Source organism: Adhaeribacter terrigena, assembly GCF_016623615.1.
Classification (GTDB): domain Bacteria; phylum Bacteroidota; class Bacteroidia; order Cytophagales; family Hymenobacteraceae; genus Adhaeribacter_A; species Adhaeribacter_A terrigena.
In genome coordinates this window covers 175630-201295 of the sequence record NZ_JAEHFX010000009.1, presented here as the reverse complement: position 1 = coordinate 201295, position 25666 = coordinate 175630, and the positions used below count along the sequence as shown (strand labels likewise).

The 25666-nt window shown below is 47.5% G+C and carries 20 protein-coding genes; 7 read left to right on the top strand and 13 right to left on the bottom strand.

Features of this window, described 5'->3' with window-relative positions:
- Positions 1-62: 62 nt before the first annotated feature.
- Positions 63-458 carry a hypothetical protein gene (locus I5M27_RS16230; RefSeq protein ID WP_200507378.1) on the bottom strand — a complete coding sequence of 132 codons (396 nt, stop codon included), beginning with the start codon at positions 456-458 and terminating at the stop codon, positions 63-65.
- Here I5M27_RS16230 and I5M27_RS16225 point away from each other — a divergent pair.
- Entirely contained in the window at positions 457-1638 is a 1182-nt protein-coding gene (locus I5M27_RS16225) for a hypothetical protein (protein WP_200507377.1), read from the top strand. The two genes, I5M27_RS16230 and I5M27_RS16225, sit on opposite strands and share 2 nt — an antisense overlap.
- Before the next feature lie 325 nt (positions 1639-1963).
- Here I5M27_RS16225 and I5M27_RS16220 read toward each other — a convergent pair whose 3' ends face one another.
- The 6 genes from I5M27_RS16220 to I5M27_RS16195 all read right to left on the bottom strand — a co-directional run bounded on the left by I5M27_RS16220 (position 1964) and on the right by I5M27_RS16195 (position 11769).
- The gene (locus I5M27_RS16220) at positions 1964-2827 is read right to left on the bottom strand and encodes an SDR family oxidoreductase (RefSeq protein WP_200507376.1); all 864 of its coding nucleotides are present in this window, start codon (positions 2825-2827) and stop codon (positions 1964-1966) included.
- 200 nt (positions 2828-3027) lie between these two features.
- Complete coding sequence (locus tag I5M27_RS16215) at positions 3028-3879, bottom strand: SdiA-regulated domain-containing protein (RefSeq protein WP_200507375.1); 852 nt, start codon at positions 3877-3879, stop codon at positions 3028-3030.
- Positions 3873-7808 carry an AAA domain-containing protein gene (locus tag I5M27_RS16210; RefSeq protein WP_200507374.1) on the bottom strand — a complete coding sequence of 1312 codons (3936 nt, stop codon included), beginning with the start codon at positions 7806-7808 and terminating at the stop codon, positions 3873-3875. The genes I5M27_RS16215 and I5M27_RS16210 overlap by 7 nt, the downstream gene beginning before the upstream one ends.
- 26 nt (positions 7809-7834) lie before the next feature.
- Entirely contained in the window at positions 7835-8761 is a 927-nt protein-coding gene (locus I5M27_RS16205) for a ComEA family DNA-binding protein (protein ID WP_200507373.1), read from the bottom strand.
- 70 nt (positions 8762-8831) lie between these two features.
- Complete coding sequence (locus I5M27_RS16200; protein ID WP_200507372.1) at positions 8832-10295, bottom strand: APC family permease; 1464 nt, start codon at positions 10293-10295, stop codon at positions 8832-8834.
- A gap of 1054 nt (positions 10296-11349) precedes the next feature.
- Positions 11350-11769: a nucleoside-diphosphate kinase gene (locus I5M27_RS16195; RefSeq protein ID WP_200507371.1), complete on the bottom strand. Its 420-nt coding sequence runs from the start codon at positions 11767-11769 to the stop codon at positions 11350-11352.
- 429 nt (positions 11770-12198) lie between these two features.
- Here I5M27_RS16195 and I5M27_RS16190 point away from each other — a divergent pair, with 429 nt between their 5' ends.
- From I5M27_RS16190 to I5M27_RS16175, 4 genes are all read left to right on the top strand, one after another.
- A complete protein-coding gene (locus tag I5M27_RS16190; RefSeq protein ID WP_200507398.1) occupies positions 12199-13215 on the top strand; it encodes a DHH family phosphoesterase in 1017 nt (338 codons plus the stop codon).
- Positions 13216-13254: 39 nt separating this feature from the next.
- Positions 13255-14193 carry an FKBP-type peptidyl-prolyl cis-trans isomerase gene (locus I5M27_RS16185; protein ID WP_200507370.1) on the top strand — a complete coding sequence of 313 codons (939 nt, stop codon included), beginning with the start codon at positions 13255-13257 and terminating at the stop codon, positions 14191-14193.
- A 126-nt stretch (positions 14194-14319) separates the two neighbouring features.
- Positions 14320-14856: an FKBP-type peptidyl-prolyl cis-trans isomerase gene (locus I5M27_RS16180; RefSeq protein WP_200507369.1), complete on the top strand. Its 537-nt coding sequence runs from the start codon at positions 14320-14322 to the stop codon at positions 14854-14856.
- Positions 14857-14874: 18 nt separating this feature from the next.
- A complete protein-coding gene (locus I5M27_RS16175; RefSeq protein WP_200507368.1) occupies positions 14875-15303 on the top strand; it encodes an FKBP-type peptidyl-prolyl cis-trans isomerase in 429 nt (142 codons plus the stop codon).
- Between the two features lie 78 nt (positions 15304-15381).
- Here I5M27_RS16175 and recO read toward each other — a convergent pair whose 3' ends face one another.
- From recO to I5M27_RS16155, 4 genes are all read right to left on the bottom strand, one after another.
- Positions 15382-16092, bottom strand: a complete 711-nt coding sequence (gene recO, locus I5M27_RS16170; RefSeq protein ID WP_200507367.1) for a DNA repair protein RecO — start codon at positions 16090-16092, stop codon at positions 15382-15384.
- A complete protein-coding gene (gene porZ, locus I5M27_RS16165; RefSeq protein WP_200507366.1) occupies positions 16093-18438 on the bottom strand; it encodes a type IX secretion system anionic LPS delivery protein PorZ in 2346 nt (781 codons plus the stop codon). It lies immediately after the preceding gene.
- Positions 18439-18483: 45 nt separating this feature from the next.
- Positions 18484-18687, bottom strand: coding sequence for a hypothetical protein (locus I5M27_RS16160; RefSeq protein WP_200507365.1), 204 nt, complete (start codon positions 18685-18687; stop codon positions 18484-18486).
- A gap of 128 nt (positions 18688-18815) precedes the next feature.
- Positions 18816-20387, bottom strand: a complete 1572-nt coding sequence (locus tag I5M27_RS16155; protein WP_200507364.1) for a T9SS type B sorting domain-containing protein — start codon at positions 20385-20387, stop codon at positions 18816-18818.
- Between the two features lie 675 nt (positions 20388-21062).
- On the opposite strand from I5M27_RS16155, the gene I5M27_RS16150 reads away from it, so the two are divergent.
- Positions 21063-23180 (top strand): T9SS type A sorting domain-containing protein, encoded by a 2118-nt coding sequence (locus I5M27_RS16150; protein WP_200507363.1) that lies wholly within the window; start codon positions 21063-21065, stop codon positions 23178-23180.
- Positions 23181-23292: 112 nt separating this feature from the next.
- On the opposite strand, the gene I5M27_RS16145 is transcribed toward I5M27_RS16150, so the two are convergent.
- Both I5M27_RS16145 and I5M27_RS16140 read right to left on the bottom strand, forming a co-directional pair.
- Positions 23293-23886, bottom strand: coding sequence for a thymidine kinase (locus I5M27_RS16145; RefSeq protein ID WP_200507362.1), 594 nt, complete (start codon positions 23884-23886; stop codon positions 23293-23295).
- A gap of 171 nt (positions 23887-24057) precedes the next feature.
- Positions 24058-24378 (bottom strand): 2Fe-2S iron-sulfur cluster-binding protein, encoded by a 321-nt coding sequence (locus tag I5M27_RS16140; RefSeq protein ID WP_200507361.1) that lies wholly within the window; start codon positions 24376-24378, stop codon positions 24058-24060.
- A gap of 33 nt (positions 24379-24411) precedes the next feature.
- On the opposite strand from I5M27_RS16140, the gene I5M27_RS16135 reads away from it, so the two are divergent.
- A complete protein-coding gene (locus I5M27_RS16135) occupies positions 24412-25650 on the top strand; it encodes a hypothetical protein (protein WP_200507360.1) in 1239 nt (412 codons plus the stop codon).
- Positions 25651-25666 lie beyond the last annotated feature (16 nt).

The following is a 25666-nucleotide window of genomic DNA, read 5'->3' as shown; positions in this document are numbered from 1 at the left end:
TACACTTAAATTCATTTAAAAAGGAGAAAAATCAGTATGGCAGAAAATCAAAAAAATCCAGGTCAGTCTTCCAGTTCAGACGCTAGCTCAGATTCAAAATCGACGTCTGGTGCAAACCAGTCAGGCATGTCAGGTATGTCAGGCATGGGCAGTTCCTCTTCTTCTATGATGTCGGGTGGTACGCAAAGCAGCAACACCGGCGTTTCCGGCAGCAGCTCTGCCAGCGGCAATAAAACCGGTTCAAAAACTACCTCAACAGGTAGCAGCAGCCGTACTGCTTCAACAGGCTCCAAGACTAAATCTGGTTCCACATCTTCTTCTTCACCATCTGCAAAAACCAGCAGCCAGACCACCGGAAAATCTACCGGAAAATCGGCTACAGCAGGTTCTTCCAGTGGTTCTTCCAAATCAGGATCCAGATCATCCCGTTCATCTTCTTCATCCGATAACAGTGGCATGAGCTCACAAAGCCAGGGCGGTTACGGCAGCTCCAACCAAGGCGGTTATGGTAGCTATAACCAGAACTGGGGTTCGCAAGGCCAGGGCAACATGGGCAGCTATAATTCCGGCATGGAAGACGACGACAATGATGATTCTTTCTCGTCCCGCGGCGGCTATGGCTCACAAAGCCAGAGCGGAGGCCGGGGTTCTTCTCAAAACCAGGGCCAGGGAAATTATGGCGGCTACGGCAATGAGTTTGGCAGCTACGGCAACCAGATGAGCTATGGCGGCTCTACGCAAGGGGGCTACGGTTCGCAAGGCGACCAGGGCAACTGGGGTAACCAGGACCAGAACCGTAACCAGGGTAACTGGGGCGGATCTTCCGGTGGTCAGGGCAATTACAGCCGCGGCATGAGCGGTGGTTCGCAGGGCGGCGGAAGCCAATACGGCTACGGCTCGCAGGGCGGAAGCCACGGCACCCAAAGCGGTGGTTATGGTTCGCAAAGCGGCTACGGTTCTTCTAACTATGGCAATATGAGCAACTACAACCAGGGCCAGGGCCGTGAAAACCAGATGCGCGGTGGCGGAATGCACCAGCAAGGTAACTGGGGCGGTCACGATCAGGACAACTTCGGTTCGCGTGGCGGTTACGGACATACATCTCAAGGTGGATATAGCTCGCAAGGCAGACAAGGCAACCATGGCGGCCAGTATGGCAACCAGGGTGGCATGGATCGCGGTTATGGCGGCTACGACCAGGACAATTCTGGTACCTCGCAGCGGGGAAGCTGGGGCAACCAGAGCGGAAATTCTGGCTACGGCTCACAAGGCAATCAGGGCTCGCAGGGGGGCTATAGCAACTATCGCAACGAGAATGATTCTTACGGCAACCGTTCGCAAGGCGGTTACGGCTCGCAGGGCGGCCAGGGCGGTTACGGCCGTGGCATGAGCAACCAGGGGGGTTATGGCTCTTATGGCCAGGGCAACCGCGGCGGTTCTTACAACGAAGAAATGGGCTCCAGAAGAGGCTCCCAGGGCGGATACGGCGGCAGCGCTTCGTATCGTTCCGACGAAAATTCCGGCCGGGGCAATTATGGCAGAGGCGGTTCTCATGGCAGCTCATCGCATGGCGGCTACGATCAGGACGAAGATTATCGTTCTTCCCGCGGTAACCGCAACATGAGCGACGAATATTAATTTTTCTGACTAGCTTATAAAAAAAGCCCCGGCAAATTGCCGGGGCTTTTTTTATGATATTAAATTTCTGGTTAAATGCGGTACCCCGGCTTAAAAGCCGTTCTGAGGTTTTCATTAACTACTCGCTGAACTACATATGCGCTAACGCAGGTGAAAACACTCTTAAAAGCAAACGGTTTCTAACCGAAACTCAGAAAACACTTAAGCCAGTTTCAACCAAATAAAAAACTTCAGCAACGCAGCGATCTTTGGCTTGTTGCTGAAGTTATAAGTTCAGGTTGTGACTTTTTATGTCGAAAAGGCTACCGTTTATTCCTGATCACTGCTAAAGGCAATCGGCGTAGTGTTGGCAAAAATCCCGGAAAGTATACCCTTTATGTCCGGTTACTTTTTCGGTAGTATCGGTTACGGTAGCTGCCTGGCCAGCTTTACAAACCTGGTGCAATTCCATCAGGGCATTTACCATCCATTCGGGCATGTTCATTTGCTGCATTTCCTGCCGGGCAGCATCTTCAGGCACATCTACAAACTCGATCTGGCGGCCGGTAGCTTCAGAAATAGACTGGGCAATTTCCTCTCCTGTGAGCGCTTCCGGACCGGTAATATAAAGTGCCTCGTTGCGAAAATTATCAGAAGTCAGTACGCGACCAGCTACATTGGCAATATCGCGGGCATCAATAAAACTTACTTTTCCATGGCCCAGCGGCAGGTATATTTTATTCGCTTTCCGGATACTGTCGCCGTAAAAATTTACGAAGTTCTGCATGAAGGATGCAGGCCGTAAAATGGTATAATTCAAGCCTGATTCTTCGAGGTATCTTTCTACTTCGCGGTGCCAGCGACCCAGTTGAATACCGTTCTCGGCTTCGGCGCCGGCCGCGGAGAGTTTAACCACGTGTTTTACGCCCGCAGCTTTGGCGGCATCTATCAGCAGTTTGCCTATTTCCACCTGGTCATCGGTCATCGGGGTAATCATGAAAACGCGGTCTACGCCGGTAAAAGCAGCTTTTAAGGATTCCGGTTTGCGAAATTCGATCTCACAGAGCTCCACGTTCGGGTATTTCAGGTTTTCGCCTTTAATAATGGAATGCACCCCGGCCCGTACTTTTACATTCAAATTAGAAAGCTTGTTTACAACCTGGTTGCCAACCGTGCCGGTAGCGCCGGTTATTAAGATAGTTTCCTGCATAGCTGCTATTGCGTGATGAGTGAATGCGTGATTTACTGATTATTTGTTTAAACTGAAACCGGGAAATTTGGTTGAGCAAAATTCCCTCCACCGGTCAGAAATTGCAGGCCAAACCGTTAAAAGTCGGCGCCAGAAAACCCGCTTCGCTTAAAAAAAACGCTATGCTTCCAGCCTCCGAAACTCCTTTTGCCTGAAGGCATCTATTTCTTTTTTACCCTGAAAATTTTCCCGTTCTCGTTGCTGAAGATCAGGTCCTGATCATTCTCAAAAACCAGGGCTTCAGCCTGTCCCGATTTACCGACCGGAATGCAGTATTTTTTACCGTCGAAAAGCTTATTGCCAGAGAGTTCAAACAGGTAGATCTTTCCGTAGCCCAGCAGCGCAAACTGTTTCCCGGAGGGGTTAATTGCGGCGGCCGTGATCATGGTATTGATCTGCAACTGGTCTACTTTTTTAGCCACATAATTCCCGGGGTCATCAGGCAGCTCGTATACTTTTACCAGTTCTTCCCGCCCCCGGTCTTTGGTAAATAGATAAAGCTTGCCGTTGTGCCAGAAAAAAGCTTCGCAATCGAAATTACGGTCCTTTTTTTCAGGCGGAAATTCCTGCTGGTCTTCGTAACGGAACTGGATCGTATCTACTTTAGAGGAATCCTGCAGATCGACTTTAAAAATGCGCAGGTTGCGGCGTTTATTGTTGTTGTTCCCGAAATCGCCGATGTAGATATTGCCGGCTTTATCTTTGGTCAGGTCTTCCCAATCATCGTTGGTCGTATTCGGAATGGTTCTGGTTTCGAGCAATTCGCCGCGCAGATTTACTTTATAAAGCACATTGGTACCACCGCCGTCGCCGTGGGTCCAGAGCGTGCCTTCATCTTCTGCCCAGGCAAATCCGGAACTTTCGGCCACTTCGGCTTTATTCATTTTAGCTATTTGGGTAATCTGGTAAGCCTGGTCAACGGTTTGGAAATCGGCGCGGTTTTTATCTTGCTGGCAGCCGCACAGCGTAGTTTGCAGAAAAATGTAAAGGGTAAAAAGTTTGTATTTCAACATGAAGTTTCTTCAATTTTGTGTAGCACGGTTTCCGGATCTTGCCAGAACTGGCGGCTGTAAAACGTGCGGTAAGGCCACTTACGGGTTTGCAGCCGGAAAGGTACATCGAAATGCGTTTGCCGCGCCGAAAGCTGGCTGAAATACAGATCATCGTCGGTGCGAAAAAGCTGGCAATAGGTTTGGTTTTCCCGGCTTAAAACCAGATCGGCGAAAGGCAGTTTTTTGTTTAATTTCCCTACCGTTTTCGCTTCGTTCAGCAATCTATCTTTCAGGAAAAACTCCTGCCCTTCCGTTTCAGTATTTTCAGGCTGCCAGATAAATTTGCCTTCCGAAACAGCTTGGGCAAACCGCAGAAACTCCCGCAACATTTTAGGTCCTTCGTACTTTGCATGATCCGTTTTCAGTTCATCGGCAAACAAACTAGAAACCACGTAAATTTTGGAAATGGCCCGCGTAATAGCCACGTTCAGGCGGTTTTCCCCTTTTGCCTGGCTTAGGCTGCCAAACTGAGAAACCACTTTTCCGTTCACATCGGCCGCGTAACCAACCGAGAAAATAACGACCTGCTTTTCATCACCCTGCATGTTCTCGATATTCTTGATAAGCACCGTTTCGGGCACCGCAATTTTACGTATTGCCGCCTCGCCTTCTACCAGGTCCTGAATGAAACTTTGCTGCGCGAAATTAAAAGTGATGATACCAATGTCTGCCTGTCCTTCGGCCAATAACTGGAACAGCAAATTCACTACCTGTTCGGCTTCCGGTTGGTTGGTTTGATTTTCCCAAAGGCCATTTACTTTTATAAACCGGATAGCCGGCGCAGCATTTTCCAGATCATTCCGCTCCGGAATAAGCTGCAGTTTATTGCGGTAAAAATGCTGGTTCGAGAACTGGATCAGTTCCGGAAAACGGCTGCGGTAATGCTGCGTGAGCCAATGCTGCGGCAAATGCAAACTACCCAGCTGCAAAAGCGATTCCACGAATAATTCTTCGGTTTCCGGGTCTTCGTCCTGCCAGCGCGCGCGGTAAAGATCGGTGGGTGCTAACTGGTTTTCGTCGCCGGCAATTACCACCTGTTTCGCCCGGAAAATGGCCGGCAAACCGGTTTCGGCAAATGCCTGCGAAGCTTCATCGAATATAACCAGATCGGGTTGCTGCGAAAGCGGAAAAACGGCCGAAATGGTTTCCGGGGAAGCGAGCCAGCAAGGTACCAGATCCCGAATTTCGTCCGAAAAATTTGCATGTAATTTGCGCAGCGAAAACAGGTTACGTTTTTTGCTGACCTGGGCGTAAAGTTTGCGGTACGAAACCACGTTGCCGAGCCGGTTTTTTTCCAGATTCCAGTACGTTCTTTCGCGCAGCCGCGTAAGCACAATTTCGTGGCTGAGCTGCTGTTTCTGCAAGATCAATTCCTGCAATTCGGTTTCCAGTTTTTCAATTTCCGGGCCGGCAATTTTCAGTACCGGATATTTATTTTCCAGCTCCAAAAGCCAGTTCAGCAAAACCGAATTCTGAAAAGCAGTTCGTTTTTCTGCCACCGTTCCGGGCAGTTTTTGCAGCGTTTTTGCTACCGTTTTTTCAGGTTCAGAAAATCCTTCAAAACGCAGATCATGAGCGGCAATCGCCTCAAAATGCTTTTCTAAACTGACAATAAATTCCTGTTCAAAATCCGGATCTGTGGCCAGTTTTTCAAGCTGGTTTACGGTTAAATATTCGCTCCAATGTTCCGCAGCAGTTTCAAGATTTTCTAAGGCCTGCAGCAGTTTCTGCGACTGAAACCCTACCGTTTCGGCATCTTCTGAAAGCAGTTTTTTGCGAAGTAGTTTTTTTGACAGCTGCGCGGCCTGAACCGCATTTTTCAGCGTTTCGAATTGCCGGTTTCTGGCTTCTGGTTCGTTAGAAAGCTCGGGATTTTTTTTCCCAAGAAGCTGCTCTAAGGTTTTTTGCAATTCCTGCCTTTCCTGCAGTATTGCCAGCCGGTGGTGTAAAGTTGAGATTCCGGTTTCGGAATACGGCAGGTTAAAGGAAGTTAAAACCTGTATAAAGTTAGCTTTCGAGCGCAATTGCCACCTGGTTTTCTGCCAGATATTTGCCCGACTTTGCCGGTAGGTTTCCAGCTCATTTACTGCATTTTGCAAGTTGCTCTCGCTAAGAAAAACCGGTTCATCCGCAAAGTTTTTCTCTAGTTGTTTCAGCGTTTTTAAATTTTGTTCATTTTGAGCTGAAGTTTGCGAAAGCAGGACAGAAAACGGCGCCAAAACTGCCTCTTTATTCTTCAGTAAATTAACCAACGCTTTTAAGTTCGTGGCTTCGGTTTGCAGCAATCTCCAGGCTTCAAAAGTGGAATGTTTCCTTTGCACTTCTTCCGGAATGCCGGCGTGGAACCTTGCAAAAGCTAATGGAATTTCTAATGCAAATTGCTTCAGTTTTTTTTGTTCGGGCCAGTTGTAGTTCGCAAAACTTTTCCGGTCAGCAAGTATAAAACCCGGCGCATCAAACTGTTCGGCGGCCGTTAAATAAGCTTCGATTTTTGGCAGGAAAAACGGTAGCGTTCCGGCGGTGAAAACCCGGAATTCCGGCAGCTCAACCGTGGCATCTTTCAGCGAACTACGCAGGTATAATTCCTTGGCCGGCCAGCCGCAAACGGAGGCATCGAACAGCGCAGTTTTAAAATCGGAAAGTTGTTGCAGAATCTGGTTTATCCGACGGCTGGTTTCCAGGAATTTCCGTTCGGCGAAAACAATTGACAGCTGATTATTTTGTTTTTTATAGGTTTCTACTTCTTCAATCTGGAGTTTCAACTGGCTAAAAACTTTCCGACGGTCCGCTTCAAAATCGTGTACTACGGACGCAAAATTCCCGAAACCTTTGGCAGCTAAACGGTTGTAGACCACATCCAGTGCGGCGCGTTTCTGGCACACTACCCAAACCGTTTTGCCACGCGCCACAAAATCGGTAACGAGGTTGCAGATCAGCTGCGATTTTCCGGTTCCCGGTGGGCCTTGTACCACTACCGATCTGCCGCGTTTTACTTCCTGCAAAACCAGTTCCTGCGACGCATCCAGGTCAAAAACGGCAAAGGTATTCTGCTCCAGATTTCCGGCCGGATTCTTTGTTTCTGTTTCGGTTTTAAATAGCGCTTCGAAGGAATTCAGTTCCGGGTTTTGCAGCAGTTCGTCGTAATCGGCCATTAAATACGAGCCGGCCTGCGGAAAAATACCGAGCACCGCTTCGGGATATAATTTCAGTTCTCCGGGCCTGAATTGCTGTTCCGTTTCGGCTTTGGTAAAGCTGCGGAACGGGATGATCTTGTCCTCGAAAAGTTGCTGGTTGAAGTTAAGTTGCAGGCTGCTGGTTTTGAGCAATTCATACAATTTGGTCCGGAATTCGAGCGCGTCCTTCGGGAAATCAGAAAAGTCGAAATTCAACAGGTTTTCGTCGGCGGGGAGCTGGTTGTAATGCGCATAGGCCAGCAGGAAATTCTGGTTAAAAATGGGCGCTGAATCTTTCGCCTGGTTTAAAACCCATTGTTGCCGGGCGTTCAATTCCAGCGAAACCGGAAAAAATAAAAGCGGACAGCGCAAGGTAGTTCCATCGTTCAGTTTTCCGGTTACCAAAGGCCAACCCACATACAATTCTTCGGTGCCGCGTTCTTCTTTCAGCAGGGCCACGCGGCGCAAGATCGCCTTCAGTTTCTGGCTTAAAACGGCAACCTCTGCCCGGCGCGGATCGGCGAAAGGAGCCATAGAAACCAGCTTTTTCCCGGCAATAATTTCGCGGAGCAATTCAAAAGTGGGCTGGGAATTTATAAAATCGAAGCTGTGCAGATCCAGGTGCAGGCCGGCAGTTAAGCGGCGCAAAACCAAAGCCCGGTTGTTGCCCGAAAGGTTGATGAGCCTGCGCTGATACGACTTTAAAATTTCCTTCATGCGGCAGCGAAGTTCCGTAAAAACATTTAAAGCGCAAGGTACGGCCGCAGTTTTGCAAACGTGGCTTCGTCCATGAGCTTGATCTTTCTAAGGTCTTCTATTTTCTGGTAAGGCCCGTGCTGGTCGCGGTAAGCAATTATGGCGCGGCTCTGGTTGAATTTAAGGTACGGGTGCGATTTCAGCTCTTCAAACGTTACCGTGTTCAGGTTTATTTTTTTGGGGCTGTAATCGTTTTCTACGTAGGTGTATTTGCGCAGGCTGTCCACGGTTTCGGGTTGCAGGCCGAAGACTTCCTGAATTTGTTCTTCCGAAGTAAAGCCACCCAGCCGGTCGCGGTATTTCAGAATTCTAACGGAAAGTTTGGAGCCGATGCCGCGGATGCGTTTAAGTTCGGTGGTATCGGCTAAATTAATATCGAAAGCTTGCAATCGGAATGGTTTCTTCGCACTTTCGAACTTGCGGTTTTCGTAGGTTCCGGCAGTTTTTGCGGCAAAATCCCTAGCGTTTTCGGCGGTTTCCGGGAGTAAGATATACGGCGCGAATTTTTGGTAAACAGAATCGGGCAGGCCGTAGATTTTCTGAACGTCGGCTTTGCTTTTAAAGTCGCCTACTTTTTGCCGGTAATTCAGAATGCGTTTAGCCAGCCAGGGCTTCATACCGAAGTCGATCCATTGTTGTTCAGTAAGCTGGTTCGGGTTAAAAGGCTTTAAAGAAACGGTAGGTTTTTTGGCGTAAAAAGTGCTGCGACGAACTACTTCGCGGGCATCTAAAACGGCGGCTAAACTGTCTAAAACCTGCTGGTCGTGGGTGGGGTCGTAAGTTTCGGGCTTTGGTCTGAGGAAAAGTGGCAGGATCAGAAAAACCGCCATTAACGCCAGCAGCACCAGAAAACCCGACGTTTCGCGCTGCGAAAAACCGAAATACTGCCTGATCCTGAACCGTAGTTTATTCAATTAACTAAAAGTTTTAGGTTAAAATAACTTGTAGCGTAGGGTTTAAGCCCTATACTACAGATAAAAACCCTTATACTTTGCTCCCGCGAATTGTGTTCCGGAATAAATAATAGACCGGAATTCCCAGGGCCACAATTATAAGACCCGGCCAAGAATAATTTGGTTTATAAATAAGTAAAATAAGGCAAATGCTTCCGGCCAGGAAAATGTACATGGCTGGCAAAACCGGGTAACCGACAGCTTTGTACGGGCGCGGCGCATCAGGTCTCTTTTTCCGCAAAATGTACACGCCGGCAATGGTAAGAATGTAGAAAAGCAGCACCGCAAAAATTACATAATCGAGCAGGTTGCCGTAGGTGCCGGAAAGGCACAGCAAAGCCGCCCATAAACCCTGTAACCACAACGCATTCGCCGGTACACCTTTCGGGTTCAGCTTCGCCATCGGCCGGAAAAACAGACCATCTTTGGCAATGGCGTAATACACCCGGGCACCTGATAAAATGCAGCCGTTAATACAGCCGAACGTGGAAACCATAATTAATAATGCAATTACAATGGTAGCTTTCCCGCCGCCAACCGCATAGGCTACGGCGGTGGCTACGCGGTCGTTATTGGCAAACTGAATGCCTTTGCTTAACACATCGGTGCCTTCCGGACTTCCTTTCAATGGTAAAACGAGCAGATAAACAAGGTTCACCAACAGATAAATGCCGGTTACCAGCATCGTGCCGATCACCATGCTGCGGGTAATATTTTTCTCCGGGTTCACCACTTCGTCGCCGGAAAAACTGATGTTATTCCAGGCATCGGAAGAAAACAACGAACCTACCATGGCCATGCCGATAGCCGCAATCAGGCCCCAACCCGCCAGCGAAGAAATTGACGTAACTACGCCGTTATCAACTACGGTAGCTTTGGCATTCCACATATTGGAGAAATTCTGCTGCACCACCTCTTCATTTATGCCGAAAAGCAATCCGATGGCAATTAATCCGAACAAAGCGAGAATTTTGGTGCTGCCGAAAATGTTCTGAATCATCTTGCCGTTTTTCACGCCCCTGGAATTAAGGAAAGTAAGAAACGCAATGCAGGAAATGGCTAAAAGTTGTACCGAGGTGAATTTAAAATTACCGATTTCCAGCAGCACGTTTGTTTCGGAAAACCAGGGAATTAATACGCCGGTGAAACGCGCAAACGCTACGCCAACAGCGGCAATGGTTCCGGTCTGGATTACCAGAAAAAGCGTCCAGCCATACAGGAAAGAAACGAGGTGATTGTAGGCTTCGCGCAGGTACACGTATTGGCCGCCGGCCTTGGGCATCATGCCGGCCAGCTCGCCGTACGCCAATGCGCCAACTATGGTCATAAAACCGGTGAGCACCCATACCAAAAGCAGATAACCGGAGCTGCCTACGTTGCGGGCAATATCGGTGCTCACAATAAAGATCCCGGAACCGATCATCGTGCCGGCTACCATCATTACTGCATCAAAAAGTTTGAGTTCGCGCTTGAAATGCCCCTGTTCTTCGGCCATTGGTTTTACTGGGTTTAATTGCAGCTTGAAAGATAGCAGTTTTTTAGAAGACACAAGATATAAGACACAAGACTTAAGACTTTTTATGGTCGAAAGCATAGCGTTTTTTCTTCGTCATTTCGACGATATGAGATACCGAAGGTTCAGCGGAGTCAAATCTCATGGAGATAGTGGTTAAGTTTGCTACTGAGTTTTTATGGTTAAAAGCATGCCGCTTTTTGTCATCTCGACGACAGGAGATATCTATTTAAAGTTTGCAATTGACTTTTTGTGGTAGAATGGATAGCGTTTTACCCGCCTAAATAGCTAAAACAGGGAAAGACTTTTGCTTCTCCTTTTCAGATGGGCTTCAGTTTTAACCCATAACTTTTTACTTTCATAGTTAGCTTTCTCCCTCAAGCCGGGTGGCTTCGTTTCTGTGTTCGCGGCTGCAACCCTTCCTGCCCTTGCGGGCTGCCTGAAGGCACCGGAAGTCTTGGAGGCCGCTCTCACAGAAACTGGTATCATGCACCTCCGTAGCTTGCTTTGTTTTAGTTTAGTTTTCTTCAATACGTGATTTTCAGGAAACGCTGCGCTGGCGATATCGTGAAATCAGAGTGGATGAAAGGGTGTTAAAATCCTGTCCATCCCCAAAATCCTGAAAATCGTGTTCAGACAAACTTCATTGCCGGCTGCTTCAGCTGACGGTTTCAAAGCTCCTCTACTTGATAAGCAGGGGTTGGGAGTGATTAATTACCGGGATAGCAGAATAAGAGCCCTCCCCTGTTTTTAGGGGAGGTTGGGTGGGGTCAATTCTGATAATTCTAAAATTGGCTACGCCGAACTTCGTTTCTGTAAATCCTGATTCTGACGAAAATCCTGCCCATCCCAAAAATCCTTAAAATCGTGTTCAGACTTTCATTGCCGCCTGCTTTAGTTTACGAACGCTGGAATTGAAAAACCTCAGACACAAAAAAACCTCCCAGGTTTATAAACCCGGGAGGTTTGATCTTAAAAATGCTAGGGTTTCAGACCAAAAAAGTCAAGATACCTGCTACTTGCTATCAGATACTAATTAAAACTGCTCGTCAGCTTTGAAGAAGAAATCGCCTTCAATTTTCGCATTCTCATCAGAATCGGAACCGTGAACGGCGTTCGACTCGATCGATTTCGCGAAACGCTTCCGGATGGTGCCTTCTTCAGCCTGAGCCGGGTTGGTAGCGCCGATCAGTTTACGAAAATCTTCTACCGCGTTGTCTTTTTCCAGGATCATAGCTACGATCGGGCCTTTGCTCATGTAAGAAACCAGGTCGTTGTAGAACGGACGCTCTTTGTGCACAGCATAGAAATCACCGGCGCGCTCTTTGGTTAAAAGCGTTTTTTTCATGGCTACCACGCGGAAACCGCCTTCTTCCATCATTTGGGTAATTGCGCCAATGTGGTTGTCCTGTACCGCATCTGGCTTGATCATGGTAAACGTTCTGTTTGTTGCCATCTTCTTTATATCAATTAGAAATTAAAAATTAGGAATTAAAAGTTGCCAGGATCCGAAAACGCGCAGGCTCGTTAACCTGCCACTTTAAATCAGCCTGCAAAAGTAATACAGAAATCCGGAAATCTGTTTATCGGTAACCAATTCTCTTCTGAGAAATCTGCAACTCCAAAACGGAATGGTTTTCGGGCTAAAAAGCCGCGAGCGCTGTGCCTTGCATCATTCGTCTAAAAAAAGGCTATGCTTTCAGGCCTAAAAAGTCGAACAACTGAATCCCGAACATTCAGCCATCGAAATAAAAACGCGATGCTTTAAGACCGGAAAAGTCTTTTGTCTTACTTCCCGATACTTATGTCTATTAATTTGTTTTCCATTTAATTTATATGGAATTTTGCGGATTATTTTTTTTGGCCTTACGGCTTTATGAAGGAAATGCAGGAAATAACGGCGCTCCGCGAATTGCTGGCCACGCCTAAAAAAATACTTATTACCACCCACCACAAACCCGACGCCGATGCGCTGGGTTCGAGCCTGGGGCTGGCGGGCTATCTCAAAAAGAAAGGCCACCAGGTTATTGTGGTTACCCCCTCCGATTACCCGGCTTTCCTGAACTGGATGGCCGGCCACGACGAAGTGGTGGTTTACGACCAGCATTCCGATGCAAAGGTGCGTCAGCTGGTGAACGAGGCCGAAGTAATTTTCTGCCTGGATTTTTCCGCCATCAGCCGCATTAACGAAATGGGCGACATGGTATTAAAAGCGCCAGGCAAAAAGGTAATGATCGACCACCACATGTTCCCGGAAGACTTTGCCGATATAACCATTTCCAAAACCAGCGCCGCTGCTACTGCCGAACTCATTTTTGAAGTGATCCGGGCTATGGGCGACGAAGCCCTGATCGATGCGGCCATGGGAGAATGTTTGTACGCCGGCATCATGACCGATACCGGTTCGTTCCGCCATCCCAGCACGTCGCGCAACGTGCATTTGATCATTGCCGAACTGATCGCTGCCGGGGTGAATACCGCCAGAGTGCACCGCTTAATTTACGACAACCACACCTTAACCCGCCTGCGTTTTTTAGGCTATGCCCTGAAAGACAAGCTGGTGGTGCACCCCGAATACAATACCGCCTACATTGCCATTACCCAGGAAGAACTGAAGGAATACGATTCCCGCACCGGCGATACCGAAGGGCTGGTAAATTTTGCGCTTTCCATTGAAGGCATTGTGTTTGCGGCATTACTCATAGACCGCGGCCCGGCCGTAAAGATCTCCTTCCGCAGCGTAGGCGATTTTTCGGTAAACGAATTTTCGCGGGCGCATTTTAACGGCGGCGGCCACCACAACGCGGCTGGTGGCATTTCTTACGATACTCTGGAAGCTACCGTAACCAAACTCGAATTACTGTTGCCGCAATACAAAGAGCAACTTATTCATTCTGCATAAAATTATTCCGCATAAAAGATTTTAAACCATAACCCAGTCATGCTAAACAAAGCTAAATTTTTAGTGCCGGTATTAGCCGGTATGTTCCTGATGCAATCTTGCCAGGATAAAGGTAAAAAAGGCGAATTCACGCAAGGTGAAGGAAGCCTGGAATATATGATCTTCTCGAAAGGCAAAGACGGTAAATACGAACCAAAAGAGAATGCAGCCTCCGATACCAGCCTTATTGGCCAGGTAATGACCATGCAACAGGTAGTGAAGAACGACAAAGACTCCGTACTGTTCAGCACTTATACTGCTAAGCAACCAGCTATGGCCCTGATGAATGCGGCGCCTTACAAAGGCAGCCTGGAAGGTGCTTTACTAATGCTGAAGCCGGGCGACAGCGCCGTTTTCAAGATCAGCGCCGATACGTTATTCGCAAAATCTTACCAGCAGCCGTTGCCGCCATTCATTAAAAAAGGCAGCAAGCTTACCTTCCACATTGTAGCCGAAAAACTGCAGAGCAAAGAGCAGGCCATGGCCGATCAGCAGAAAATGCAGGAAGAAAAGATGAAGGAAATGCAGGCGCACGCCGAAAAGCAGATTGCGGTAGACGACGAGAACATTCAGAAATACCTGAAAGAGCAGAACCTGACGGCTCAGAAAACGCCATCCGGCCTGTACTATATCATCACGAAGAAAGGCACCGGTCCTACTCCTAAACCGGGTCAGATCGTAGCCGTAAACTACCGTGGCACAACCTTCGATGGCAAAGAGTTCGATTCTTCGGCCAAAGCCGGTGTTCCTTTCGAATTCCAGATCGGCCAGGGCATGGTGATCCGCGGTTGGGACGAAGGCATTGCTCTGTTGAACAAAGGTGCGAAAGCTACTTTGCTTATTCCTTCTACCCTGGCTTACGGCCAGCAAGGCGCCGGCGCCGATATTCCAGCCGATGCTTCCCTGCGTTTCGAGGTAGAACTGGTAGATATCAAGTAGTTTTTTAGGGAAATTCCCTAACGTTTTGTAAATTTAAGACAGCAACTTTCCAATCGGGAGTTGCTGTTTTTATTTTTTATGCATTTGCAGCCCGGGCTGCCCCAAATTTTAGCTTACCAACGGTTTATGTCTGTATTATTTAAAACCCCAATTTTCACCCTGAAAGCTTTCCTTTTCAGACCTCTTTTTTTGCTGGCCTTTATCTGTTCGGTTGCGGCTTGCCAGAAAGAAGTCCTGAATGTGCACGACCCGGTAAAGCAGGCTGCCGATGACGAAGTTCTGATCAAGGAATGGATGGCCAGAGACAGCACCATGCGCCAGGCCAAACGCACCGAATCGGGCATTTACTACGCCACCCTGCAACCCGGAACCGGTGCCCAGGTAAAGCACGGCAATACTGTAAAAGTGCACTATATCGGCCGTTTCCTGAATGGCAGCAAATTCGACAGCTCTTACGATAAAAATTCCCCGTTTACCCTAACCGTTGGTAAAACCGGCGTAATAACCGGCTGGACCAAAGGCCTGCAATTGATGACCGAAGGCGAAACCATGCGCTTTTATATTCCTTCCGGCCAGGCTTATGGCCCCCGCGGCAGCAGTGGTTCTATTCCGCCCAATGCGGTACTGGTCTTCGATATAAATGTGCTGCAGATCGTAAATTAACTTTCAGAAAAAACTTCTATGAAATACTTCACCTGGTTAATCTGCTTGTTTTTCAGCGCCACTCTCGCCTATGCAAACCCCGATACGGTGCAAACAGCATCGGGCTTACGTTACACAGTTTTACAAAAGGGCAATGGCCCACAGGTAAGCCAGGGGGCAAGGGTATTGGTGCATTATACCGGCCGGTTTGCCAACGGAAAGGTTTTTGATACTTCCGAAGGCCAGAAACCCATAAAATTTAAAGCCGGAACCGGCGAAGTAATTGCCGGCTGGGACGAAATGCTGCTTTTAATGCGCGCCGGCCAGGAAGTAGAAGTTATGATCCCGGCGCGCCTGGCTTACGGCGCGCACGGCGTGCCCGACCCGCATTCCGGAAATAACGGCTACCGCATTCCGCCCAATACCGACCTTATTTTCCGGATGAAAGTGGTGGAAGTGAAGCAATAGAAAACGCTATATAAAAGCATTAAAAAAGTCGGCCTGCAACTTGCAGCCCGACTTTTTTGCGTTTAAAGCATACCGTTTTTAATCTGAAAGCACATCCGAAAGCACATGCAGCGATTTTATTTCGCCTAAGCGGTCTACATGCAACTGGTAAAACCGGATGAGGATATTCAGCAACTCTTTCCGCACTTTGCCATTGGGCACCAACGCTTCCTGCGGACGCTCCATTAACTCATCCAGCATCCCTTCAAACATCTGGAAATGCATAACTGAAGGCTGCGACCCATGTCCGGAAGGCGGAGCAAAAGCAACCTGGTTCGTGATTTCGGCCGCGTTATGTGCTCCAAAGCCTAAATAGTGCGCCAATTGCATTAAAAACGCCAGGTGAAAATTCTCAAACCCGGTTTCCAGGTTATCGAGGGCTACAATGGATTGGTACAGGAATTTGAACAAGGGTAAATTTTCCTCTTCTTCCTTCACTGAAGCCGAAATAATTTCGGAAAGGAACAGCGCCACGCTGCTTTTGCGGATATCGTAATGCAGCGTATGGAACGGATGCGCGCATTTGTATTCAGAAATGCGGGTAATGCCGCCACTCCCCGACTGGTAAACCACCATTTCGAGCAGCATTAGCGGCTGAAAAAGCGCGATGCGGGTTCCGGGGCCTTTCTTGCGCACGCTGTTTACGATGTAGGTCTGCAAACCCAACTGCTCGGTATAAATGCGCACGATAATAGACGTTTCCCGGTAACGGATAAAATTCAGGACAATGCCGCGGGTCTTTACTAACATCTATTCCAGTACGGCTACTTTGCTCACGCAGGTTTCACCGCCTTCGGGGTTACTGCTTAAAACCAGGTAAACGCCCGATCTTACGTGCTGGCCGTTAATGTCGCGGCCGTTCCAGATAGCCGTTCCACCCAGGGCTTTGGTTTCGAAAACCAGGTTGCCGGTTACATCGGTAATTTTTACAGTGGCGTTATTAGCAATACCCGAAATTGCAATTTGGCCGGCAAAACCGGGCCGCACCGGATTGGGGAAAACGTTGGCGCAATCCGGAGTTTCGGAAGTAATGGTAGCGCCTGCGCGGTAAGAAGCCAGTCCCGCTTCTGTGCCGATATAAACGTCGCCGGTGGCGTGGTTTACGGCAATATCGGTTATTTTATTGGAAGGTAGCGGGCTGTTGGCAGTAGTGAAATTCAGAATAACCTTGTCGGCGTCTTCGTTGAAAAGCCATACGCCGTTTTCGGTTCCTACCCATTTGCGGTTTGCACCGTCTACAGTAATTACCGTCACAACCTGCTCTTCCAGCAAAGCCCGGTTGCCAAAAACCGGCACCGAAGCCGAGATATTCTTGGAAGAAGAAAAAGCCAGTTCCGGATCGTAAAAAACCCCGATGCCATTTTCCGTTCCCACCCAGATATCGCCGTCCATGTCTTTGGCCATGCTATGTACCTCGTTACCCGGCAGGTTCCCGCCGGTCGTACTTTTATTCAGGAACCGGAAGCGGTCGTTCACGTCATCGTAAATCACCAGGCCGTTGCCATTTCGTGGCCGGATATTGATCCATTTATACCCGCTGTCGTCTATCACGATCTTTTCAAAGGTATTGGAAGTCCCAAAACTCGTGCCTTCGGAAGTATTCTGCAAACTGAACGTGCGCCAAGTGCCGTCGGGGCGCAGCATGTGCAAACCGGGCAAACCCGAAAAATCGGATGGGTTGGTTACCCAGATATTGCCTTCCGGATCGGCAGCAAGGCCTGAAACGCGCAGGTATTTGGCATAATCCGGGCTGCCAACCGCTATGGAACTGCTTAATACATCTGCACCCAGCACTTTAAAATCGCCCGGCCCATTCCATTCCAGCACACCGTAACCAAAACTGCCCATGTATAATTTCCCGTTTACCGGGTTGCGCACCACGGCACTCAAATCCAGAATATCCGGATACTTGGCGGGATCTTTAAAGCGGTTGAAATTATAATTTTCCCAGGTACCGTTCTTAAATTCGTAAAAACCCAGGCCGGAACTAAGCTGCCCCGGCCCGCGGTAACCGCCCGCCAGCACCACAACCGATCTGGCATCGGCCAGGATCTTGAACGTACTGATATCGGCCGGGCCGGAAGGGAAAAGATTAGAATACGACTGGTTGACGGTGCGCACCAGCCCATTATTGATATCGGCTACCCAGAATTCGCCGCTGCGATCCTGCGCAACGGCCTGCGGTTTACTCATTAGTCCATCGGCCAGGTAGCCCACAATTTCGTTGTTTTCACTTAAAAAACGAACGTTATAATCGGTGCAGACCAGCAATACACTGCGCCGGGGCACCAATTGTTTGATCATGGAACCTAACCAGGTATCGGCCTTGGTCTTTTTCCAGGTTCCGTTCTCTAACTTATAAACCCCATAACTATTAACGCCCGCGTAAACCGCATTTTTAAAGGTGGCCAGCGTGCGTATATTATCCGGGCTTGTGGCCGGCAGGCTATCGGCGGTGCCGTAAGTTTTCCAGTTTTTCCGGTCGTTCAGGTTTACAGTGCGGTAATTATCGGCCCGCATTATGCCGCCGGAAGTGGCTATAAAAAGCTGGTTATTCAGGATGGTGCTGGCATAAATTTTCAGCGAAACCCCGGCGGTATTGCGCAGAATATAACTGTCTTTAATTTCAAGTTTCTGTAGATCGAGTACCACCAAACCGAACGCGCATGATAAATAAGCCAGCTTATCTTTAAAGTAAATATTATAAATAAGCTTTTCGCCGGGCAGCGATTTGCGCAGAATGTCGTTGATGTTGATGATCTCTTCGCCGCGGATCAGGTCGAGGTTGGTGTTTTCGTAAGCAATTACCAGGGTGTTGGTTACGCTGTCGAAATTCATGGTACTGATGCCCATGTCGTGCAGGCCGTTTACTTTAGTCAGCGTTTCGAGGCTGTTGAATTCCTTATCGAAATAGAAAAGGCCTTTTTCGGTAGCGCAGTAAATTTTAGGGCCGGCTGCTACCACCATTTTGCCGTTATGGTTCGGCACATACACGCGCCAATCGCCAATACCCGTGCCGGACGACTGCGCCCGCACCGGGAAAGCAGCAAACTGCAGGAAGAGACCTAAGAATAAAAAACGTACGAAGTGCTTCATATTAAAAATCCGGGTTTTCGTTTTGTTAACGGCCTGGCAAACCATTTAGTGCCTGCCGCCGCCACAAATCTGAAAACGCCCTAAAACGGTATCGAAATTACGCAAAAAAGTCGGGATGTTGTTTATGCAGGTTGCAGGAGCAGGTAATTTCGATGGCACAGCCGGTGGGCTGGTGCTATAAGCCTTAAAAGGCGTGGCAATTAGTTTTTTGAGGGTAAAACGGTAGCGTTTTCGATTTAGAAAATTCATGAAGATCCGTAAGGAAACAAAAACCTGGGAGGTTTCTTAAACCTCCCAGGTTTGGCTGCTGGAAAACGCTATGGTTTTAGCCTGAAAAACTCAAAACCATTTAGCAATTCAACCATGAAACAATTCCCCTATTTAGCCACTTCGAGCCAGCCTTTCCAGCTTTGCAAGCCGGATTGAAAACGGTAAAAATAAGTGCCGCTGCTTAAATTATCTGCCTGCCAGTCGTTTTTATAATTGCGGCTCCGGAAAACTTCCACGCCCCAGCGGTTATAAATTACCAGTTCGTTTTCGGCATAGTTTTTCAGGTTTCCGATCACAAAAGCATCGTTTTTATGGTCTACATTGGGCGTGATGATGTTATAGAAAAGTGGCGGTGGCGAACCGGAAACTGCTACTTTTAAAGTTGCTGCATAATCACAGGTTTCATCATTGGTTTCCAATACCGTTACAGTAGCAGCAGCAGTTTCGCCCCAGTTTACCCGGATGCGGTTGGTGCCTTGCCCGGAAATGATCTCCCCACCGGAAACTTGCCAGCGCAAGGAATTGCCGGTAGTTTGCCCGGAAACCCGGTACTCCTGCTCTTCAGCAAACCTATAAACCTGCATTGGGCCGCTTATCTTCATTTCAGCATTCGCCCGCACTACCACTTTTATAAAAGCCGTATCGGCGCGGAAGGGAGAGGAAGCTATAACTCGGTAGGTAGTAGTTTTAGTAGGCCAAACCACCGGGTTCGCCAGCGTATCGTTAGGCGAAGTCAGGCCATCGGCAATATCCCAACGGAAGCGTTCTGCACCGGCACCGTAAGCCGAAAGCTGCACCGAATCGCCGTAGCAAATGGTATCACGGTTGGCCTGAGCCTGCAAGATTCCCGCGTTGCGGAAAAGCGTTTGGTTTAAGGCCGGAAGGCTCGTTACAATACCAGTGCTAGGAATGGTATTCAGCTTAAAACCGCAAGCTATCCCTTTTTGATCCGGGTAGCTGATCTGGCTCAGATAATAGGGTGGTGGCGTATTGGTGGAGTCCTCTCTTACCGCGTAGATTTTACCATCCATGGCAAGTTGCATGTCCCATATTTGTATTTGACCAAAGCCAATGAATGAAGGATGATAAATAGTGGTTACTGATTGTTGGATTTGCGGACTATTTCCGGCTGCCAAGTCATATTGCAAAAGCGCGTATGAAGCATTTGAACTAACCTTACTCATCGTTCCGACATATAATTTAGAGCTATTCGGGGAAAAGGAAAAGGAAAAAGCTTGTTGTTTAGCTGAATCAGGTATAATTAAGCTGTGAAGCGCCGATACGTTGCCCGTTTGTCGGTTAAAGCCAAATATTTCTACGCTTTGCTTGCCCGATACTACCAGCAATTCGCTGTTGGGGGAGCTTTTAAGCCTGCCGCCCGCCCAAAGTTTTTTATTGATTGCCGAAACTACTGGTGCCCCGATGCCGTTAGCATTGACCGGGAATGCCAGCAAACTGTCCCCGCTAAAATTCATTGATAATAGCCAGTAATCGCGTTTGTTTTGGTGCAACATAGCAGCCATGCCTCTGCCAACCTGCGCGCTCAGTAACTTTAAGGAATTCGGCACTACATCGCCAAAGCTGTTGTTCAGCCGCATGTCTATTTCCGCCACCTGTAATTCATCGAAAAAGGTATTAAGAAATATATAATAGCGCTGCCTGTCCTGCGGGTTTTGCATGATTAATTCTGCATAAGTACCCATATATGAAATTCCTGCTTTAAAAATATCACCATTGGGCATTTGCTGATATTTATTGTTTACTTTTTGTCGGGTTGCTACATTTCCAATACTGCTGAAAAAAAGCAATTCGCCATTTTTATCGCTTATGGTGGCAACCCCTACTGTACCAGGATGGTTATTTATAAAAGGCTGGGGTTGTAACTTAGAAGCACTAAAATCAAGATGAACTCCTGGGACTCCAGAACTACCTTGGCCACCCCCAAACAACCAGTTAGCCCCTTGCTTTTCTTGGGCAAAAAGAGGCAGGCAGGTTAATAACAGCAGGGAGTTCAGGAAATGCTTGCCGGTTTTAGGCAAGCATTTTAATAAATAGCATAAAATTGGCATCATAATTAAAAGCATTAAACCACCTTAAATTTAGTCGGATTAAACGCTTAAACCGTTGCCTGCTATAAAATTTATTTCAATATCACGCAAACTTAAATGTTACAAATGCTATATGATTTTCAGCAGTTTTGTTTGCAAGAACATCGAATAGCCACAACCGGCAACTTGAAAATAAGAATAATATAACCTGATGTTTTTTTTTGTTATAGTTTCTTTTACACGTAAAGTTTCCTTTTAAAACACAGGTCAATAAGTAGCTTTGTTTAAACTAACGCTATAAAAACTATGACCTGTAAAACACAGACGGTGAGGCTAAAAAGCCTGCTTGCCATTTTTATTTGTATGATTTTTCATGCTGCAAACGTTTATGCCCAAAACCCGCAATGGATTATGGCACAGCCTCCAACTGTACCTGATCCAACAAATAGTAATTTTACACATGTTGCCTTCAACTATTATTTATCAGCCCAGGAACGGGAAGAACCTTATTACATAAACCGAATCAGCGATGAATATATAAAGACCGATGGGAAACGCTTAAATTTCGACCGGATATACGGGAGCTATTATAACCGACAAGCTTACGACCTTTACCTGCCCTCAAATTTTAGATATAGCGATCAAGAAATTCCTGCCTTTCTTATTGGCAGAGAAACCACTGCTAATCCTAAATCTTCCGAAATAAAAGTCTGGTCTGCAAACACTTACCCCAATGGGTGGGACACATATTCATTTACAAGAAATTCCTCACAAAGAAACCTTTTTGATGGACTAAATGGCACTGACCTAATTTTCCCAGGAGATGAGCCTGAATTTACAGTCATTCCCCGCGAACGAACCACAAACGAGTTTTTTCTTTTTACTTACATAAGAACAGCTGCTTCAAATGGTGCAAATGGCATGCTGGTTTATTTTATTATCGATACATCTACAAAAAAAATTAATGGTCCTTATTATCCTAAAGATCAGAATGGAGATATCAGATTTAGTATGGCAGCTGGTTGGGGACCTAAAGGCGCAATTGCGATAGAAAAAATTCCGGCCGGAGGCGAAAGGCAAAAGCTCTACGTTGCAGTGGAAAATATTGGTATTTACAAATTTACCTTAGACCACCTCTATGCTCATGATAATAATCTTCATAATGCAAGCACTGCCGGCGGACAATTTTATTACCCTACCCGTATCTGTGCTCCACTTGCAATCCAAGGTGGTGTAGTAGTAAATGGATCTAATTTCGCTACCAGTGAATTAGAAATTTCTCCGGATGGCAATTTATTAGCTTGGGCCGATGATAACACCTATTCTGGCGGTACCCCAACGGCAACTGTTTATACTATTGACCTTACTAATAGGGTACATAATTCCATTCCCATTTCAAGCGTCATAAGCGCTCAAAAAGTAAATGGCATTGAATTTAACCCAAATTATAATCCGGCAGCAGGCGTAAATACGCGATTATACGTAACGGCCGGTTCAGGAAGCAGCAATAACGATGGCCTATTCAAAATAAGTGGAACAGGAGCTGTAACTCCAATAGGAGGAAGATTTAGCGGTTCTTCTAGAAACTGTGCACAATCACAGCTTGAAATAGATTACAACAAAACGTTGGCTATGGTTTATGCAGATGTAGCAAACCCAAACTTTCAATTTGTAAGCTATTTGCCTGAATCTTCAACTCAAACTGGAAGCTGGGGTGATCTTCAAAAATATAAAGCTCAAGCACTAACTACTAGCCCTTTTAATTATCCTGTTCACCGCCTTCCACGCCAGGTAGACTACTGGGATTATAAATTTGGCGGAACAATTCATGGAAAAACAGCACCCCTTGTAGCAAATGGTGGTTGTTCAGGTGGTACGGTTCAACGCACCATTACTTACTCAGCACCGGTTATTACTTCAATAAATAGTTGGGATATTGAATATAATTGGGAGTTAAAAGACGCTTCAACCGGGGCAATTGTATTAACAGGAACGGCACCAACTGTCACTTATACATTTCCAACTACCCCTTTTAAATCTTATGAACTTATACTCAAAGTAATTACAAAAGAATGGGGAGGTGCCCGTTTCTACAATTTCTTTTATCAAACTAAAATGATAATAACGACCACAAATGGCTGTCCGCCGCCATCTGGTAGTCGTCTGGCACAAACAAGTTCTGATGATAAAGAAACGGTTATTTATCCAAACCCAGTTATAGCTGGGGAATTAAAAATAAAACTTCCAGCCAATTACAACGAAGCTCAGGTTGAAATTACTGATCTACAAGGCCGCCTCGTTCGTAACGCCACGATTAGCAATATGTCTACTTTAGATATACAAGATTTAAGCGCTGGCATGTATATGGTAAATGTAACTACCCCAGATTTCTCTAAAAAGGAGAAAATTATGGTTACCAAATAACATTTCTTTTAAATCTCATAAAAACTAAAAAGCCGCTCCGAAAAAATTTTGGAGCGGCTTTTTAAAGTTCAGAAATTTAATCTCAAAACGGTAGCATTTTACCCGCAAAAACTCACAATTTCCCCTTCATGCCTTCCAGGAAACAATGGCGGCAGCGGGCTTCGTAGCTGTCAGTTTCGCCTAAAAGTATTTTCTGCGCCGAAGCCGCGTTCCGGAACGAATAAGAAGCAATATCGCCGCACTGCATGCAAACGGCGTGTACTTTGGTAACGTATTCGGCCACGCCCATTAAAGCCGGCATCGGCCCGAAAGGTTTGCCTAAATAATCCATATCCAGGCCGGCCACTATTACCCGTATGCCGTTATTAGCCAGTTGCACGCACACATCCACCAGCGCTTCATCAAAAAACTGGGCTTCGTCTATGCCAACCACGTCGCAACTGCTGCCCAAAAGCAACATGTCGTGCGCAAAACTCACCGGCGTAGAACGAATGGCATTGGCATTATGTGAAACCACATCTTCCACATGGTAACGCGTATCGATCGCCGGTTTAAAGATCTCGACCTGCTGCTTCGCAATTTTGGCGCGGTTCAGCCTCCGGATCAACTCTTCGGTCTTCCCCGAAAACATGGACCCGCAGATCACTTCTATCCAGCCGCGGCGGTGAATGTGCGTGGAATTGCCCACGCGGGGTTCTATGAACATGGTTTAAATTTGAAGATTTGGAAATTTGAGGATTTGAAGATGCCAGTGAAGGCTTTTGAAAGCAGGAACGCAATAACCTGCTCTAAAAAGGAATCTATGAGAATTTGAAGCGTGACTTTCCGGCCGGTTTTTCCTTTCATATTCAAATCTTCAAATTTCCAAATCTTCAAATCATTCATACCGCTGGTGCGGCAATTGTACCGGTTTTGGTACCTTTACGGTAACTTCGCCCTGCAGCACGGTACACTGGCAGGTCAGGCGTTCGTTTGGTTGCAGGCGGCCGGCTTCGCGGTATTTCAGTTCGGCGGCCGTTTCGGGGCTCAGGTTCTGCATACCACTCAAAACCTGCATGCGGCAGGTGGTGCAGCGGCCTTTGGCGCCGCAGGCATGCATCCAGTCAGTACCGGTAGCCTGAATGGCGCGCAAAACCGTTTGGCCCGGGCTTACGTTTACCCGCAGGTTAGCCAGGTTTTGCACCGTGAAATTTGCCATATTTTTTTATCTTTACCCGCAGAAGCTATCGTAATGGAAGACAAATATAATACATTAAGCCTGGAACAGTACAGCCGCAACCTCGCAAAACTTCTTTGCGACCGGTATTTCGCCAACCACGAAACCATCAACGGCCAGCAACTCATCACGTTTTCGCCGGTTAAGCAAATTAACCTTTTCGTGATAAAAGAGCTGCTCATTAGCTGGAACCGCGAAATGGCTAACCTGAAAAGCCCGTATTTCGATTTCGAAGACGAAGAAGTAAAAGCAGGCCTGAAGCAATTCATGAACGTGCTTTCGCGTAAGATCCTCATCCGTCGCCCGCACTTCGAGCCGCTTTTGCAGAAAGCCATTCTGGATGCTTTTACCTTGGTGCTGCAACCGGCCACAAGTTTCGACGAAAAGTTTTTGCAGGTGCAGGAAGAAGTTACGCCGGCCAAATTACAGGAACACCTCAAATACCTGGACCTGAACAAAACCCATTTCAGCGAATTTCTGCAAAGCCTGCCGCCGCAAACCTTAGATAAAACTGCCGTACTGCAGAAGTTCCGGCTTTACTCGCAGGCACATTACCGCGACCTTGCTCCTGTGGAAGCCTTGCTGGAACAATTAAATCCTTTGCTTCCGATCTCGAAACAGGATATCCTGGAAAAAGCCGCCGCTCCGGTATTTACCCCGGCCAGCCCGGCTCCGGAAAAAACAACGTTTAATACCGCTCCGGAACCTGCTTCCGGCCCCATGTATAATATTCCGGCGGCAGATACCAATGCCGTTTTTGAAAAAGCTGCAGTTCCGGCATCCGGCCCAACCGGCCCGGCCTCCTTTCCAAAACCGGAACCAACAGAAACCGCGCAACCGGTTGCGCAGCCTGTACCGGCGCCGGCTGCCAGTATGCCTGCGGTAACCACGGCCACGCCTGCGCCCGCCGACCAGCCAGACGTAAAGCTTTACGAGAAATTCAAAACCGAAAAGCCAACCCTAAACGAAACGCTGAAGAAACCCGAAGCGCCGAATTTAGCCGAAAAAGACACCCGTAAAATAGAAACCCTGAAGGAATCGATTTCCATTAACCAGCGGTTTTCCTTCATAAACGAGCTCTTCAACGGCGAAAACCTGGAATACTACGAAGCCATCCAGATCCTGGATGCCAAACCCGACGCCGAATCGGCGAAGCGTTTTTTACTGGAAGACCTGGCAGCCAAACACAATTGGGTTAAAAAAGAAGAACACCTGAACAAACTGCTTCGCCTGATAGAACGCAAATTCGCTTAGGAAAAAAACTCCAAAA

Bases quoted from the DNA above. Each gene is read 5' to 3' on its own strand.
- I5M27_RS16225 (WP_200507377.1), top strand. From the start codon at position 457: ATGAGCTCACAAAGCCAGGGCGGTTACGGCAGCTCCAACCAAGGCGGT.
- I5M27_RS16230 (WP_200507378.1), bottom strand. From the start codon at position 458: ATGCCACTGTTATCGGATGAAGAAGATGAACGGGATGATCTGGATCCT.
- I5M27_RS16220 (WP_200507376.1), bottom strand. From the start codon at position 2,827: ATGCAGGAAACTATCTTAATAACCGGCGCTACCGGCACGGTTGGCAAC.
- I5M27_RS16215 (WP_200507375.1), bottom strand. From the start codon at position 3,879: ATGTTGAAATACAAACTTTTTACCCTTTACATTTTTCTGCAAACTACG.
- I5M27_RS16210 (WP_200507374.1), bottom strand. From the start codon at position 7,808: ATGAAGGAAATTTTAAAGTCGTATCAGCGCAGGCTCATCAACCTTTCG.
- I5M27_RS16200 (WP_200507372.1), bottom strand. From the start codon at position 10,295: ATGGCCGAAGAACAGGGGCATTTCAAGCGCGAACTCAAACTTTTTGAT.
- I5M27_RS16195 (WP_200507371.1), bottom strand. From the start codon at position 11,769: ATGGCAACAAACAGAACGTTTACCATGATCAAGCCAGATGCGGTACAG.
- I5M27_RS16190 (WP_200507398.1), top strand. From the start codon at position 12,199: ATGCAGGAAATAACGGCGCTCCGCGAATTGCTGGCCACGCCTAAAAAA.
- I5M27_RS16185 (WP_200507370.1), top strand. From the start codon at position 13,255: ATGCTAAACAAAGCTAAATTTTTAGTGCCGGTATTAGCCGGTATGTTC.
- I5M27_RS16180 (WP_200507369.1), top strand. From the start codon at position 14,320: ATGTCTGTATTATTTAAAACCCCAATTTTCACCCTGAAAGCTTTCCTT.
- I5M27_RS16175 (WP_200507368.1), top strand. From the start codon at position 14,875: ATGAAATACTTCACCTGGTTAATCTGCTTGTTTTTCAGCGCCACTCTC.
- recO (WP_200507367.1), bottom strand. From the start codon at position 16,092: ATGTTAGTAAAGACCCGCGGCATTGTCCTGAATTTTATCCGTTACCGG.
- porZ (WP_200507366.1), bottom strand. From the start codon at position 18,438: ATGAAGCACTTCGTACGTTTTTTATTCTTAGGTCTCTTCCTGCAGTTT.
- I5M27_RS16160 (WP_200507365.1), bottom strand. From the start codon at position 18,687: ATGAATTTTCTAAATCGAAAACGCTACCGTTTTACCCTCAAAAAACTA.
- I5M27_RS16155 (WP_200507364.1), bottom strand. From the start codon at position 20,387: ATGCAAAACCCGCAGGACAGGCAGCGCTATTATATATTTCTTAATACC.
- I5M27_RS16150 (WP_200507363.1), top strand. From the start codon at position 21,063: ATGACCTGTAAAACACAGACGGTGAGGCTAAAAAGCCTGCTTGCCATT.
- I5M27_RS16145 (WP_200507362.1), bottom strand. From the start codon at position 23,886: ATGTTCATAGAACCCCGCGTGGGCAATTCCACGCACATTCACCGCCGC.
- I5M27_RS16140 (WP_200507361.1), bottom strand. From the start codon at position 24,378: ATGGCAAATTTCACGGTGCAAAACCTGGCTAACCTGCGGGTAAACGTA.
- I5M27_RS16135 (WP_200507360.1), top strand. From the start codon at position 24,412: ATGGAAGACAAATATAATACATTAAGCCTGGAACAGTACAGCCGCAAC.